This window comes from Sphingomonas sp. PAMC 26617, assembly GCF_000242835.1.
In the GTDB taxonomy this organism is placed as follows: domain Bacteria; phylum Pseudomonadota; class Alphaproteobacteria; order Sphingomonadales; family Sphingomonadaceae; genus Sphingomonas.
This window is the reverse complement of the sequence record NZ_JH594425.1, coordinates 3,529,540-3,544,364: the sequence shown is the minus strand read 5'-3', so window position 1 is coordinate 3,544,364 and position 14,825 is coordinate 3,529,540. Positions and strand designations below refer to the sequence as shown.

At 66.5% G+C, this 14,825-nt stretch carries 11 protein-coding genes; 7 read left to right on the top strand and 4 right to left on the bottom strand.

The window, feature by feature from the left end; genetic code table 11:
• Positions 1–2: 2 nt before the first annotated feature.
• The 3 genes from RH91_RS15530 to RH91_RS15520 all read right to left on the bottom strand — a co-directional run bounded on the left by RH91_RS15530 (position 3) and on the right by RH91_RS15520 (position 6,351).
• Complete coding sequence (locus RH91_RS15530) at positions 3–1,817, bottom strand: alpha-amylase family glycosyl hydrolase (RefSeq protein WP_010163850.1); 1,815 nt, start codon at positions 1,815–1,817, stop codon at positions 3–5.
• Positions 1,814–3,328 (bottom strand): tryptophan halogenase family protein, encoded by a 1,515-nt coding sequence (locus tag RH91_RS15525; protein WP_010163849.1) that lies wholly within the window; start codon positions 3,326–3,328, stop codon positions 1,814–1,816. The genes RH91_RS15530 and RH91_RS15525 overlap by 4 nt, the downstream gene beginning before the upstream one ends.
• Before the next feature lie 80 nt (positions 3,329–3,408).
• Complete coding sequence (locus tag RH91_RS15520) at positions 3,409–6,351, bottom strand: TonB-dependent receptor (protein WP_010163848.1); 2,943 nt, start codon at positions 6,349–6,351, stop codon at positions 3,409–3,411.
• Positions 6,352–6,577: 226 nt separating this feature from the next.
• Between RH91_RS15520 and RH91_RS15515 the strand changes: the two genes are divergently transcribed.
• On the top strand, positions 6,578–7,600 hold the full coding sequence (locus tag RH91_RS15515) for a LacI family DNA-binding transcriptional regulator (protein WP_010163846.1): 1,023 nt from the start codon (positions 6,578–6,580) through the stop codon (positions 7,598–7,600).
• Between the two features lie 526 nt (positions 7,601–8,126).
• On the opposite strand, the gene RH91_RS15510 is transcribed toward RH91_RS15515, so the two are convergent.
• Positions 8,127–8,798: a DUF6445 family protein gene (locus RH91_RS15510; RefSeq protein ID WP_232283532.1), complete on the bottom strand. Its 672-nt coding sequence runs from the start codon at positions 8,796–8,798 to the stop codon at positions 8,127–8,129.
• Between the two features lie 84 nt (positions 8,799–8,882).
• Here RH91_RS15510 and RH91_RS15505 point away from each other — a divergent pair, with 84 nt between their 5' ends.
• The 6 genes from RH91_RS15505 to mtnA all read left to right on the top strand — a co-directional run bounded on the left by RH91_RS15505 (position 8,883) and on the right by mtnA (position 14,711).
• Positions 8,883–10,463: an MFS transporter gene (locus RH91_RS15505; protein ID WP_232283531.1), complete on the top strand. Its 1,581-nt coding sequence runs from the start codon at positions 8,883–8,885 to the stop codon at positions 10,461–10,463.
• A 181-nt stretch (positions 10,464–10,644) separates the two neighbouring features.
• A complete protein-coding gene (locus RH91_RS15500; protein ID WP_010163843.1) occupies positions 10,645–11,793 on the top strand; it encodes an aminotransferase in 1,149 nt (382 codons plus the stop codon).
• Entirely contained in the window at positions 11,790–12,416 is a 627-nt protein-coding gene (gene mtnB / locus RH91_RS15495) for a methylthioribulose 1-phosphate dehydratase (protein ID WP_010163842.1), read from the top strand. The genes RH91_RS15500 and mtnB overlap by 4 nt, the downstream gene beginning before the upstream one ends.
• Positions 12,413–12,964 (top strand): 1,2-dihydroxy-3-keto-5-methylthiopentene dioxygenase, encoded by a 552-nt coding sequence (locus tag RH91_RS15490; RefSeq protein ID WP_010163841.1) that lies wholly within the window; start codon positions 12,413–12,415, stop codon positions 12,962–12,964. The genes mtnB and RH91_RS15490 overlap by 4 nt, the downstream gene beginning before the upstream one ends.
• Entirely contained in the window at positions 12,961–13,647 is a 687-nt protein-coding gene (gene mtnC, locus RH91_RS15485) for an acireductone synthase (protein WP_010163840.1), read from the top strand. Before RH91_RS15490 ends, mtnC begins: the two co-directional genes overlap by 4 nt.
• Positions 13,644–14,711: an S-methyl-5-thioribose-1-phosphate isomerase gene (gene mtnA / locus RH91_RS15480; protein WP_010163839.1), complete on the top strand. Its 1,068-nt coding sequence runs from the start codon at positions 13,644–13,646 to the stop codon at positions 14,709–14,711. Before mtnC ends, mtnA begins: the two co-directional genes overlap by 4 nt.
• The last annotated feature ends 114 nt before the right edge of the window (positions 14,712–14,825 follow it).

Below are 14,825 nucleotides of genomic sequence, written 5' to 3'. Positions count from 1 at the left end.
GCTCATTTGCTGGGGAGGCGGGCAGGTGCGGCGGCGCAGATCGCGTAGCCGAGCGGTGGGAGCGTTATCATTGCCGAACCCGGCGCGGTCACGCTGGCCGGGCAATTTCCGGCGAGCGCCGTGAACCGTGCGGACTGCGCGCCGACTTCGACATTGGCGCTGAGCGGCTGGGTCGACGTGTTGAGCACGACGAGCACTTCGCGTCCGTCGTCATCCCCGCGCGTGAAGGCGAGCAGGCCCGCCTTTTCCGAGGCGAACCGTACGACGGTGCGACCGTGGCGAAGCTGCGGATGGTCGCGTCGGATCTGCGACAGCTTGGCGATCGTCTGGAAAATCGGGTTTTCGGTCCCGAAATGCGCGGTCGCGGTGGTCGTCTTCGTGCCGATCAGCCGGTTGTCGTTATAGGTCGCGACCTTGCTCGGGAACATGTCCTCGCGCGAGTCCTGGTCGCCCGCGTGCCCGGTGAACCCCTGCTCGTCGCCCGAATAGATCGTCGGCACGCCGCGCGCGGAGAGCAGCAGGACATGCGCGAGCGTGAGCCGTTGGAGCCGTTCGGCCTCGGTCGCGGTCGGCCACGCCTTGTCGAGCATATAGCCCATCCGGCCCATGTCGTGGTTGCCAAGGAAGGTCGGGAGCCGCAGCGCGGTCGCGTCGCCGCCCTCGTACAGTACGTCGCCGTCGATCAGCCTGGCGAAGACGTCGGTCCCCGCCTTGCCGGTCAACATCGCGCGCGCCGCAGCCTGGAACGAGAAGTCGAGCACTTCAGGATATTTGTCGCGCCGGGTGAATTGCGCGGTGTAGCCGGGGTCGACCGTCTCGGAATAGACTTCGCCGAAGATCGGGAAGTTGGGGATGCCGCGCGCCGCCGCGCGGGTCTGCATCGCGGGGATGAACGCCTGCCAGAATTCGGGGTTCACGTGGCGCGCGGTATCGATGCGGAAGCCGTCGACGCCGAACTGGTCGATCCAGCTGCCGTAGATGCTGATGAACCCAGCGATGACGCGCGGATCCTCGGTCATGACGTCATCGAGCCCGCTGAAATCGCCATAGCGCGCGGATTCACCGGCGAAGGTCGAGTCTCCGCGATTGTGATAATAACGCGGGTCGTTGAGCCATGCCGGCACCTTCACGCTTGCTTCGCTAGGCGGCACGAACGGGGTGTAGGCGTAGGCCGGATCGGTCAGCCTGGCGAAGTTCTCGGGCGTCTGCACCGCGTCGCCCGCGAAGCCCGGATTGATCGGCTTGCCGGTGACGCCACCGCGCCGCTGGTACGGATAATCCGCCTTGCTGCGATAGGCGCAGGTCTTGGCGACGCACTCGCGATACTGGATCACGTCCGCGGTATGGTTGGCGATGATGTCCATATAGACCTTCATGCCCCGGGCATGCGCCGCGTCGACGAACGCCGCGAACTCGGCATCGGTGCCGAAATGCGGATCGACCCTGGTGAAGTCGGTAATCCAATAGCCGTGGTACCCGGCGCTCTCATGCCCCTTGGCGCCCTGGACCGCCTTGTTCTTCAACACCGGCGCAACCCAGATCGCGGTGACGCCGAGCGACTGGATATAGTCGAGCCGCTGCATCAGCCCCTTGAGGTCGCCGCCGTGGTAGAAGCCCTTGGTGGTCGGATCGTAGCCCGTGGTCAGCCGGTCTCCCGTCAGGCCACCCGTGTCGTTGGACGGATCGCCATTGTCGAACCGGTCGGGCAGGACGAAATAGATGATCTCGTTCTCAGGCGCGCGGGCGCGAACCTGCTCTACCGGAACGGCGGTCGCGGGACCGGCGAGCGCGAACAGCAGGGCTGCGGTGAGGCTCATGCGGGCACCGACAGGGCTGCGGCGCAATGACGCGCGATGAAGTCGGCGTGGCTCGGCATCTGGGCAACCTCACGGGCGTTGAGCTGGTCGATCGTGTCGAGGAATTCGGCAAGATCGGTGGCGGGGATCGCATCGGCGAGCGGGTGATGGCCCCGCGGCATCACGCCCTGGCCCGCGAACACCTGAAGCCAGCCGACCTCGGTAAACAGTTCCTCATGCTCGCGCGTGATGTGGCCGTTGCCGCGCCATAGATCGATCTTGGCGGAGAGCGTCTCGGGAAGCGCCATCTCGCGGCATTTCTGCCAGAACGGCTCGGTGCGGTCGTTCGCGTGATAATGCAGGATGATGAAGTCGCGGATGCGCTCATATTCGAAATCGCTTTGTCGATTGAACTCGGTGCGATCCGCCTCGGCGACGGTGCGCCCTGGGAGCAGCTTCATCAACCGCGCGATCGCGGACTGGATCAGGTGGATACTGGTCGACTCCAGCGGTTCCAGGAAGCCCCCCGCCAGCCCGATCGCGACGACGTTGCGGTTCCACATCTTGCGGCGCTTGCCGGTGCGGAAGTGGATCGGCCGCGGGTCGGCGAGTGCTTCGCCGTCGAGCCCGGCGAGCAGGGTCGCGGTTGCTTCGTCGTCGCTCAGATGCTCGGACGAATAGACGATGCCGTTGCCGGTGCGATGCTGCAGCGGAATCCGCCACTGCCAGCCCGCCGCCTTGGCGGTCGAGCGGGTGTAGGGGGTGAACGCCGTGCTGCGTTCCGACGGCACCGCCATCGCGCGATCCGCCGGGAGCCAGTGCGTCCAGTCGTCATAGCCGGTGGCAAGCGTCTGTTCGATCAGCAGGCCGTGGAAGCCGGTGCAATCGATGAACAGGTCGGCGGCGAGCGTCGTCCCGTCCTCGAGCAGCAGCGAACCGATATCGCCATTGTCGGCCCGCTCGACGCGGACGACCTTGCCCTCGATCCGGTTGATCCCGCGCGTCTCGCTGTAGCGGCGGAGATACCGTGCATAGAGCCCCGCGTCGAAATGGAAAGCGGATGGCATGTCCGGGAGCACGCGCGCGGTCCGCGCGGGCCCACGCTGCATCCGCTCCGCAAGCGCGGCCTGGGTGTTGAGCGAATAGGCCGCGAGGTCCTTCGCGGTGCCGAGCGCGTTGGCGCGCAACCAATATTGATGGAACGGCAGCAAGCCAACATCGCGCCCGACCGTGCCGAACGCGTGCATGTAGCGATGTCCGGGCCGAAGCCAGTCGACGAACTCGATCCCGAGCTTGTACGTCCCCTGCGTCGCGCGGAGGAATGCGTCCTCGTCGAGCCCGAGCGCATCGTTGAACAGCCGGATCTGCGGGATCGTCGCCTCGCCGACGCCGACGGTGCCGATCGCGTCGGATTCGACCAGGTCGATCTCGAACCCATTCTCGAGGAAGCGGGCGAAGGTGGCGGCCGTCATCCACCCCGCGGTCCCGCCGCCGACGATGACGATCCTGATCGGCTCAGGCTGCTCGGTCATGATCGACGTCCCCGCTTGTACTAAGGCATTCAGCGCGCGCGCGGCCAGCGAAAGGTTTCACTGGCCGTGCGCGGCCGTGGTCAGAACTTGTAGGTGATACCGATATAGTAATCACGGCCATAGCGCTGGTAATCGATCACCTGGCGCGGGTCGTCATTCTGGTACGTCACGAACGGACGGTCGGTCAGGTTCTTGGCCTGTGCCAGGATCGCGAAGTTCTTGAGGATCCCGCTCTGGAACTCATAGCCGATCTGCGCATCGAGGATCGCCTCGGCGCGCGCGGTCCGATACGTCGGCGTCGCCGACAGACCCGCGACTTCAGCGAGGAACGACGACCGGTATCGATAGTTCACCCGGGCCTGGAAGCCATGCTTCTCGAAATAGGCGGTGCCGCTGCCGGTCCACGTCGACAGGCCGGGCAGGGTGATCGCCTGCGCCGGGTTGTTGACGAACTTGATCGCCGATTCGGTGTAGTTGCCCGAGACAAACACCCCGAACCCGTCGAGCGCGCTGGTGATCATCTTGAACGGGACCGACAGCGTCGCCTCCGCGCCGATGACACTGCCCCGCCCGGTGTTCGCCGGCGCGCTGACGTTGCCGATGGTCAGCCGGTTGGCGGTGACGATCGCCTGCTGTGCCGGCGAAAGCGCTGGAAGCAGACCCGAGAAGTCATAGGCATAGCTATTGTTGGGATCAACGAAATCGGTGAGGTGCTTGTAATAGCCCGACAGCGCGACATAGCCGCCGCCCCGGAAATACTGCTCGAACGACATGTCGACGTTGGTCGACTTGTACGGACGCAGCGCCACGTTGCCGCCCGACGAACTGAACACCGGGTTCAGCGCGGGGTTGACGTTGTTCGGCTGGATGTTGGCGATGTTGATGCTGACATCCTGCGTCACGCGCTCCTGGTCGAGCCGCGGACGAACCATCGTCTGCGACGCGCCGATCTTCACATAGCCCAGCGGCACGAGCTCGACCGCCATCGTAGCCGACGGGAGGACATTGGTGTAACGGACCTTCTGGCTCGCCGGAGCGATCGTCACGATACCATTGACCACGCTGGCGATCTGCCCGTCAGACCGCTGTTCGCTCCGCACCACCTGCGTGCCGATCGAGCCCTTTAGCGCCTTGCCGCCGACGTCGCCGTCGATGTTGATCTTGGCATAGCCGGTGTAGACGTTCTCGAGCACGACGTTGTCGCGGACCAGCGAGCTGGGACGACCGTCGAACGCGCTGTTGTAGCTGTTGTTGTACAGATACAGCGGATTAAGCGCGAGTGCGGCCGGAACGCCGAGATATGCGAGCGGAACCGTCCCGATGACCGCCTGGCTCGGAATGGCGGCCGAGGTCGGCGTGCCGCTGGAAACGGTGCAGCCCGTCCCACTGCCCTTGGGGCAAAGGAAGAACGACTGATACGCGCTCGTCTTTTCACGTCGGCTGTAGTTCGCGCCGACTTCCCAGCTCTTGACGATGCTGTTGTCGAATTCGCCGTTGAGGCTCGCGCGGAGCGACTTGAGGTCGTCCTTGAAGCTCGGACGGTTGAGGAAGCCGGACTGCACGACCGGCTGTGTGCCGTTATAGCCCCAGCCCTGCGGATCGGTCAGGCGGAAGATGTTCGTGTTGGTGTAGTCCAGCGTCGGGACGATGTTGAAGGTCCCGTTGCCCTTCTGCGAGACGCGAACCGTATCGTCCGGCCCGGCACCGGCGTAGCCGACCCCGGTGTACGTCTCGAGCAGGAAGTCGGTGCGGGTCGCACGGCTCCAGCTCGCATCGACGTTGAGGTGGATCTTCTCGGTCAGCTTCAGGTCGTTGTTCCAGCCGAGCGAGAAGTTCTCCGCCTTGCGCTGGTTATAGTCGTTGCGCTGGATCGCGTGGACGCCCGAGAAGGTCGTTGCGGTCGCGAACCCGTCGGTCACGGTGATGCCGCTTTGCGTCGGGCTCGAGAAGCCGAGCGGGAACTCGATTCCGCGCAGCAACTGGGTCTCCTCGAAGTGCGAATACAGCGCGTCGAAGGTCGAATGGAAGGTCTCGGATGGACGCCATTCGATCGTGGCGACGCCGCCGTAGCGCTTCAGCTCGTTCGACTGGACATAAGGCTTTGCGCCACCGAGGACGAATGGGCTCGCCGCGGTCCCGGCACCGTTATAGCCCCACGCGTTGTAGCGTTCGTTCTGCGACGGTGCGGACGTGGCCGAGCCGCCGATCGCGATGCCGATCGTATCGTTGGCGAACTTGTCGACATAGGTCGCCGACGCGCGATAGCCGTAGCGGGTACCGTCCGGATTGAGCTTGTCGATCCCGTTCATCTGCCCGCGCGCGCTGACCGCGATGACGCGCTTGCCCTGGTCGAGCGGGCGCAGCATCCGCAGGTCGACCGTCCCCGCGATGCCTGCGGCGATCAGTGAGGCGTCAGCGGACTTGTAGACGTTGACCGTCTTGAAGAATTCCGAGGGGTACTGGTCGAACTCGACGCCGCGGTTGTCGCCGACGGTAACCTGCTCGCGGCCGTTGAGCAGCGTCGTCGAGAAGTCGGGGCCGAGGCCGCGGATCGACAGGCGCTGGTCGCGGCCTTCGAGACGCTGCGCGGTGACGCCCGGAAGGCGTGCGAGCGAGTCCGCGATCGATACGTCGGGCAGCTTGCCGACGTCCTCGGCGGAGACGGAATCGACGATCAGGACCGACTGGCGCTTGATCTTGGCGGAGGAGTCGAGACCGGCGCGGATGCCGGTGACGACGATGTTCTCGTCGGCGGGTGCCGCTGCGGCGGCTTCGACCGGGGTTTCGGCGGGCGTCGCGGGTGCCGGGGTCGGATCGGCCTGGTTGGCCGTTGCCTCGACCTGCGCCTTGGCGGTCGGGTTGGTATTGGCGGTGGTCGACGCGTCCTGCGCGAACGCGACCCCCGGCATGACGAGCGCCGCGGCAAGCGCGGTGCTGCTGACGCGCAGGCCGAGCAGCGTGGTGGACAGGCGGCGCACGGGTGCGGTCGCGCAAACTGCGCGGCTCATCGCTTGGTCGGTCATTTTGTGGCGTTCCCCTTCAGGCGGGCCTGGCCCGCGCATCCTCACGTACAGTTTCGTCGACGTCCTGAAAGCTGCGTCGATTGCCCTGTGGCGTCTATATTTCGAAGAGGGGGTTTGCAGAAGGATCGGGCATACGTATTCTCGAACGCACCCCGAAACGCGCCTCGCCGCCCATCGTCCCGGCGCGCTAGGATCCTCGAAGTTAGTCCGGAGGATTGTGGCAACGATGGCGAGACGACCGACTTCCCTCGATATCGCGCAACTGGCAGGCGTCTCGCAGCCGACCGTCTCGCGCGCCTTGCGCGGGGTGAAGACGGTCAATCCGCAAACCCGCGCCCGGATCGAGGCGATCGCGCGCAAGCTGAACTACGCGGTCGACAAGAACGCATCGAGCCTGCGGAGCCAGGCCGCCAATACTCTTGCGCTATTGTTTTTCGAAGAGGCAGCGGAAGAGGACGGTGCGATCAACCCGTTCTTCCTATCGATGCTTGGCTCTATCACGCGCGCTTCAGCCAAGGCGGGCTATGATCTGCTGATCTCGTTCCAGCAACTGTCGGGAGACTGGCACGTCGACTATCAGGACAGCCACAAGGCGGACGGGATCATCCTGCTCGGCTATGGCGACTATGATACCTACCGCGTCCGGCTCGATCATCTTGCCGAACAGGGATCGCACGTCGTGCGCTGGGGCGCGGTCGGTACGGGGCCCGGCGCGATCACCGTCGGATCGGACAATCGCGACGGCGGCGCGCAGGCGACTGCGCACCTCCTGACGCAAGGGCGTCGGCGCATTGCGTTTCTGGGTACGGCGGACAGCCGCTATCCCGAGATCGAGGAGCGGTATCGCGGCTATTGCGCGGCGCTCGAACGTGCCGGGATTGCCCCCGACGAACGCCTGCGGGTCGATGCCATCACTTCGGAGGATGCCGGGGTCGACGCGGTCGTCGAGCTTGCGCGGCGCGGTGCCGGGTATGACGCGATCTTCGCCGCCAGCGACAGCATCGCGATCGGCGCAATGCGCGCGCTTGCGGCGACGGGGCGGAGCGTACCGGGCGACGTGGCGATCGTCGGGTTCGACGACATTCCCTCGGCGTCCTTGACCAGTCCGCCGCTTTCCACGGTCGCGCAGGATGCAAGGCGCGCGGGGGAAACGCTGGTGGCGACGCTGCTCGGTCGGTTGCGCGGGGAGGCGGTGGTGCCGGATCCGTTGCCGACGCGGCTCGTCGTGCGCGAGAGCAGCGGCGGGTAGCGCGGATCGACGGGCGCAATGGGGGAGGCCTTGCCGCGGGCTCCGGCGCGGGTCTCTGTGAGGCTCCCCCCACCCCATCCCCTCCCCTGAAGGGGAGGGGCGATTAGGAGCGGCATTGCGCGCGGTTCGGCAAAAGCCCCTCCCCTTCAGGGGAGGGGTTGGGGTGGGGCCGTGCAGCGAATTCCGGCACTGGGCTCGGTGAGACCTCCCCCACCCCCATCCCCTCCCCTAAAGGGGAGGGGCGAACAGGAGCGGCCGTTGGCCTCTACTGCGGGGTGGGGGCGGAAAAGAGCGGCCATTGCGCGCGGTTCGGCAAAAGCCCCTCCCCTTCAGGGGAGGGGTTTGGGTGGGGCCGTGCCGCGAACTCCGGCACTGGTCTCGGTGAGACCTCCCCCACCCCCATCCCCTCCCCTGCAGGGGAGGGGCGATTAAGAGCAGCCGTTGCCCGCAACCGAAGGGGCGGGGCGGATAAAGGCGGCCGCTCTTAATGTCGGCGAAGCGGTTGGGAACGCCGAGCCGCTCCCGCTCAGTCGTCGAACAGGAACAGGTTGAGCGTCAGCCGCCCCGCAAGCGGATCGCGGCTGAGCGCCACGTCCGGCGGCAGATACGCGCAGTGCAGCGTGTTGCCCGGATAGACCAGCGCCCGGTTGAACGCCCCGGCCTGTACCGCAACCTGCTCGTACAAGGCGGTATCGCCCGCGATATAGGACGATGCAGGCATGCCGTGGGTGCGAACGCCCTCTTCGAGCGTATTCCTGAACCGGTCGAGCCGCGCCGCATCGACGCTTTCGAACCCGGTCTCGCGCTGGCGATAGAAAGCGGTGCCGCCCTGCGCGCCGTGGCCGAGGAACAGCAGCAGCGCGATCCGCCGCGGCTCGACTCCGTCGAAATGCGGCAGCCGCTGGATCGGCGCGAGCGCTGCCGGATCGGTGGTGACGAGCGAATAATAGGCTTCGGATACCGCCGGCGCGGGGTCCAGACCGAAATGCGCCTTGAGCAAGGGCGCGATCTTCCGCCGCATTGTTTCCGCCAGTCGCGGCGGGACTTCGGCGCGGATGCCGGGATAATGCGGGCCGATCTCGCCCATCCGGAGCGCGGCGGCATCCTCGCGCAGCAGCTCGGGATCGGGCCAGAAATCGTCGATCGCGAGCAGCGGACGCCGTTCCAGACCCTGATGAAAGACGCGTGGCGGTTGCATGCCGGCGTCATGCAACCCGCCCGACGTGGTCCGCAACCTCTTTCGGCGCGCCGGAAAGCGCGTCGCATTCGTATGCATCGCCGCATGCCCTTGTGCGCACGTCCGCTTGGCGGCACTCCGGCACGCGACAAGGTCGGCCGACAGCAGGAGCCGGACCCGGAGAGGCCTGACGTGAACGAAAAACCGGTGCAGGGCTTCGGCGGCCTGTGGAACATCAGCTTCGGCTTTTTCGGAATCCAGATCGGTTTCGCACTGCAGAACGCGAACATGAGCCGGATCTTCCAGACGCTCGGCGGGTCGCTCGACGATCTGTCCTATCTCTGGGTCGCCGCCCCGCTGACCGGGCTGCTCGTCCAGCCCATCATCGGCCATTACAGCGACCGGACGTGGAACCGCTTCGGGCGTCGCCGGCCGTATTTCCTCGCGGGCGCGGTGCTTGCGGCGCTCGCGCTGTTCGTCATGCCGGAGGCGAAGGTGCTATGGTTCGCGGCGCTGACGCTGTGGGTGCTCGATGCCTCGATCAACGTCTCGATGGAGCCGTTCCGCGCGTTCGTCGGCGACATGCTGCGCAAGGACCAGCATAGCGCGGGTTATGCGCTGCAGACCGTCTTTATCGGGGCAGGGGCGGTCGTGGGATCGATCTTCCCGTTCGTGCTCGCGCATCTCGGCGTTGCTGAAACCGCGATCAGCGGGGTGCCGGATACGGTGCGCTACAGCTTCTGGTCCGGCGGTGCCGCGCTGCTGCTCGCGGTTTTGTGGACGGTCGGCAACACGCGCGAATACAGCCCCGAGCAGATGGCGGGGTTCGGCGAGCGCGACGCGAGCGAGGACGTCGCGCACCCGATGCGCGCGCTTGCCGCACGGAGCTTCGGGCGGTCGATCGCCTGGATCGTCGCAGGCGCAGCGATCCTGGTCGCGGTGCCGACGCTCGCGCTGCAAAAGGAAGTGTATCTGCTCGGCGGCCTGCTGATCGCGTTCGGCGCCGCGAGCGCAGTGGCGATCCGGCGCGCGCGGCAGGGGGACACGACGAGCGCGCTCGGCCTGATCGTCGGCGATTTCTCCGCCATGCCGCCGGTGATGAAGCGGCTGGCGCTGGTCCAGTTCTTCAGCTGGTCAGCGCTGTTCATCATGTGGATCTATTCGACCCCGGTGGTCGCGCAATATGCGTTCGGGTCGAGCGATCCGACCAGTGCCGCCTACAATGCCGGGGGCGATTGGGTCGGCGTGTTGTTCGCGGTCTACAATGGCGTCGCCGCGCTGGTCGCTTTGCTGATCCTGCCACGGCTTGCTGCGCGGATCGGCAAGGTGCGGACGCATATCGCGTGCCTTCTGTGCGGCGCGCTGGCGTTCGCGAGTGTCTTCGTGATCCGCTATCCCAACTGGCTGATCCTCAGTGAAATCGGCGTCGGGATTGCCTGGGCGTCGATCCTCGCCATGCCCTATGCGATTCTCGCGTCGAGCCTGCCGCAGGCCAAGCTCGGGATTTACATGGGTTTGTTCAACGTGTTCATCGTGATCCCGCAATTGCTGGTGGCGACCGTGATGGGATCGGTGCTCAAGGCGTTCTTCCCGACCGAACCGATCTGGACGATGGCGTTCGCCGCCGTCGTGATGGCGCTCGCGGCGCTTGCGATGCTTCGGGTCGGCGAGGCGGGCGCGGACTAGGGCGTTATCCCCCGAATTCGCGCCACCATGGTGCAGCTTTGGTTTGAAGCGGTATTGCCGCCGGGGGTAAACTGCGGATGGCGACGCGGTTGAAAGCAATTATGGTGCGCAAATGCTGGCAGGAGCGATTATAGCGTCTGGACCACACCCCTGCCGTCTGCGCCAAGCAGGAGATCCGCCTTTGCCGCCGCCCACCACGATCTTCGAGCGCCAGTCGCGGCTAGCGCAGGAGCTCGGCGCGATCAATCTGGGGCAGGGGTTCCCAGACATGCCGGAGATCGGCCACGGCCCCCGCGCGCTGCTCGCCGCCGCCGCGCGCGCCTTGACCGAGCGGTCCAGCCAGTATCCGCCGATGCGGGGGTTGCCCGCGCTGCGATCGGCGATCGCTGACTATTACGCACGGGAGCAAGCCCTTACGCTCACGCCCGAGGAAGTCGTCGTAACATCGGGCGCGACCGAGGCGCTCGCGGCGGCGCTGCTGGCGCTGGTCCGCCCGGGCGACGAGGTGGTGCTGGTCCAGCCACTCTACGACGCCTATCTGCCACTCGTCGAACGCGCTGGCGGGGTCGCACGTCTGATCGACCTGACGCCCCCCGACTGGACGCTGCCGCTCGATGCGCTCGAAGCCGCGATGTCGAACCGGACCCGCGTCCTCCTGCTCAACACCCCCAACAACCCGACTGGAAGCCGGATCGACGCGGCGACCTGGACGTCGATCGCCACCTTGTGCGTCCGCCATGACGTCACGCTGATTTGCGACGAGGTGTGGGAAGCGATGATCTTCGGGGGCACGCATGTGTCCCCCCTGTCGATCCCGGACCTGCGCGACCGCACCGTCAAGATCGGGTCGGCGGGCAAGATCTTCTCGCTGACCGGGTGGAAGGTGGGCTGGGCCTGCGCCGCGCCACCGCTCGCGGACGCGATCGCGGCGACGCACCAGTTCCTCACCTTCACGACCGCGCCGGCGTTGCAATGGGCGGTGGCGGAAGGGCTGGCACTCCCCGCCGACTGGCATGACGCGCACCGCGACCCATATCGCCACGCGCGCGCCTTCCTGGTCGAACGGCTCGTCGCGGCGGGTTATGCGGTCTTGCCGGGGGCGGCGACGTGGTTCGTCATCATCGATCTCGCCGCCTCGGGGATCGCGCTCGACGACGAAACCTTCGCGCATCGCCTGCTGGTCGAGGCGGGGGTGGCGACCATCCCCGTCTCCGCCTTCTACGCCACGGCCCCGCAGACCGGATATGTCCGGCTTTGCTTTGCCAAGGACGAAGCGACCCTCGCCAGCGCAGCCGACAAGCTGGCGGAATTCCGCAGGGCGCTGACGTGACGCCGTTCGAAGCGGCAACCCTTGCGATCATCGCGGCCGGCACCCGCCTTGACCGTGCCGGACTCGCGCCGGCGACGGCGGGCAATTATTCGGTACGCCTGCCCGACGGGACGATCGCGCTGACCGTGTCCGGCGCGCACAAGGGGCGGCTCGACCCCGAACAGGTGATGCGCGCGAGCCCCGACGGGATTGCGCTCGACGGCAAGCGGCCCTCGGCCGAGACGGTGCTGCACTGCCTGGTCTATGCGCTCGACGCGACCGCGGGCGGGGTGCTGCAAACCCACTCGGTCACCGGCGTGGTGTTGAGCCGTGCGTTGGCCGGACGGCAGGCGATCGTGCTCGACGGCTATGAATTGCTCAAGGTCTTCCCCGGGATCGACACCCACGCCACCCGCGTCGCGATCCCGCTGGTCGAGAACAGCCAGGACATGGTCGCGATGGCGGACTCGCTTCGTCCAATGCTCGCGGCACAGGACCCGATCCTCCCCGCCTTCTACATTCGCGGCCATGGTCTCTACGCCTGGGGGCGGACGCTTGCCGAGGCCGAAAACGTCGTCGAGGCGGTCGAGTATCTGCTCGCCTGCGAGTGGGAAACGCTGAAACTGGAAAGGCGCGTATCATGACGACCCTGACCCTGTACGATCTCGCCGACCCGCATGCACGCCTGGCCGAAACGCACGATGCGACCGATATCGCGGACAGACTTGCGCCGCTCGGGATCCGGTTCGAGCGGTGGCAGGCGGGGGTGGTTCTGGACCATGACGCGAGCGACGCCGACGTGATCGCGGCCTATCGGGCGGACATCGACCGGCTGATGGCGGCGGGCGGGTATCGGTCGTGCGACGTGATCCGCCTGCTCCCTGACAATGCCGAGCGCGCGACGCTGCGGACCAAGTTCCTCGACGAGCATATCCACGACGAGGATGAAGTCCGCTTCTTCGTGGAGGGATCCGGCGTCTTCTATATCCGTGGCCCCGATGCGGTCTATGCGCTCGAATGCACGCGCGACGACCTGATCGCGGTGCCCGAGGGGACCCGCCACTGGTTCGACATGGGGCCGGCACCGCGTTTTACCGCGATCCGGCTGTTCGCCGAACCGGACGGCTGGGTGGCGCGGTTCACCGGCGACCCGATCGCACGGGGCATTCCGTTGTACGGAGGCGTCGCGTGACCCCGAAAGCGATCGTAACCGATGTCGAAGGGACGACCTGGAGCATCGCGTTCGTCCACGAGGTGCTGTTCCCCTACGCCCGCGCGCGGCTCGCGCGGTTCGTCGCGGCCAACGCGATGCGCCTCGACGATGAACTCGCGCTGGTCCGCGCTGCATCCGGGCAACCCGACCTCGATCTGGCAGGGGCAATCGATCAGTTGCTCGAATGGCACGATGCCGACCGGAAGGTCGCGCCGCTGAAGGCGATCCAGGGCATGATCTGGGCCGAAGGCTATGCCGATGGAACGCTGATCGGCCATGTCTATCCCGATGCGATTGCCGGGCTCGCGCGGTGGCACGCGCACGGCATCGCGCTCTACGTCTACTCGTCGGGCTCGGTCGCCGCGCAGAAACTGTTGTTCGCGCATACCGCGGCAGGGGATCTGACGCCGCTGTTCGCTGGGCATTTCGATACCGCCGTCGGCGCAAAGCGCGACAGCGCTTCATACCGCGAGATCGCGCGCCGGATCGCGCTGGAGCCCGACGACATCCTGTTCCTCTCTGACAGTATCGAGGAACTCGCGGCGGCGCGCGAAGCGGGGCTGCACGTGATGCTGCTCGCGCGCGACGGCGTACCGGTTGACCCGGGCTACCCGCTCGCGACTTCGTTCGACATCATCCTTGCCGAAAGCCTTGCCGCATGATTCTCGCCGGGCAGAAGACGCGGTCGATCTGGCTCGAACCGGACGGCTGGAGCGTCGGGATCTTCGACCAGCGCCGGTTGCCGTGGGCCGTCGAGCGGTTACGCCTGACGACGATGGAGGCCTGTGCGCTGGCCATCGCCGACATGGCGACCCGCGGTGCGCCGCTGATCGGCGCGGTAGCGGCGTATGGGATCGCGCTGGCGTTGCGGGCGGACCCGGGTGACGAGTCGCTCGACCGCGCGTTCGATCGGCTGGTTTCGACGCGCCCGACCGCGGTCAATCTCCGGTGGGCGCTCGACCGGGTTCGTGGCGTGGTCACGCGCTTGCCCGAGCGTGATCGTGCCGCGGCGGCGTACGTCGAAGCCGGCGCGATCTGCGACGCGGATGTCGAGGTCAACGCCGCGATCGGTCGTGCCGGGCTCGTAATCCTGCAGTCGCTCGTCGCGGCCCATCCGGGCCGCGCGATCAACATCCTGACGCACTGCAACGCGGGCTGGCTGGCGACGGTCGACTGGGGCACCGCGACCGCGCCACTCTACATGGCGCACGATCTCGGAATCCCGCTGCACGTCTGGGTCGACGAAACCCGCCCGCGCAACCAGGGCGCGCTCACCGCGCTCGAGCTTGCCGCGCACGGTGTGCCGCACAGCTATATCGTCGACAATGCGGGTGGGCTGCTGATGCAGCGTGGGCAGGTCGACCTCGTTCTCGTCGGCACGGACCGCGTGACGCGCAACGGCGACGTCTGCAACAAGATCGGCACCTATCTGAAGGCGCTCGCGGCGCACGACAATGGCATCCCGTTTGTCGTCGCCTTGCCATCCTCGACCTATGACGCCGCGACGCCGGACGGCGCAGCGGTCAAGGTCGAGGAACGGTCCTCCGAGGAGGTCCGCCGGCTCGACGGCCCGGACCTGGACGGAACGATGCGGCAGATCGTCGTAACGACGTCGCCCACGGCGAATCCGGCGTTCGACATCACCCCCGCGCGGCTGGTCAGCGCGTATATCACCGAAAAAGGGCGGGTCCGCGATGCTGCTGGCCTGACTGCGGCGTTTGGATGAAGAGAAAACTTCCGCCGTTTCGGATCGGGTGATCCCAAAACGGCGCATATCTCCAAACTCGGGCAAACTCTGCATCTTATTGATTATTGCACGCCCCCTAACGCGCCATAAACC

Bases quoted from the DNA above. Each gene is read 5' to 3' on its own strand.
- RH91_RS15530 (WP_010163850.1), bottom strand. From the start codon at position 1,817: ATGAGCCTCACCGCAGCCCTGCTGTTCGCGCTCGCCGGTCCCGCGACC.
- RH91_RS15525 (WP_010163849.1), bottom strand. From the start codon at position 3,328: ATGACCGAGCAGCCTGAGCCGATCAGGATCGTCATCGTCGGCGGCGGG.
- RH91_RS15520 (WP_010163848.1), bottom strand. From the start codon at position 6,351: ATGACCGACCAAGCGATGAGCCGCGCAGTTTGCGCGACCGCACCCGTG.
- RH91_RS15515 (WP_010163846.1), top strand. From the start codon at position 6,578: ATGGCGAGACGACCGACTTCCCTCGATATCGCGCAACTGGCAGGCGTC.
- RH91_RS15510 (WP_232283532.1), bottom strand. From the start codon at position 8,798: ATGCAACCGCCACGCGTCTTTCATCAGGGTCTGGAACGGCGTCCGCTG.
- RH91_RS15505 (WP_232283531.1), top strand. From the start codon at position 8,883: ATGCCCTTGTGCGCACGTCCGCTTGGCGGCACTCCGGCACGCGACAAG.
- RH91_RS15490 (WP_010163841.1), top strand. From the start codon at position 12,413: ATGACGACCCTGACCCTGTACGATCTCGCCGACCCGCATGCACGCCTG.
- mtnA (WP_010163839.1), top strand. From the start codon at position 13,644: ATGATTCTCGCCGGGCAGAAGACGCGGTCGATCTGGCTCGAACCGGAC.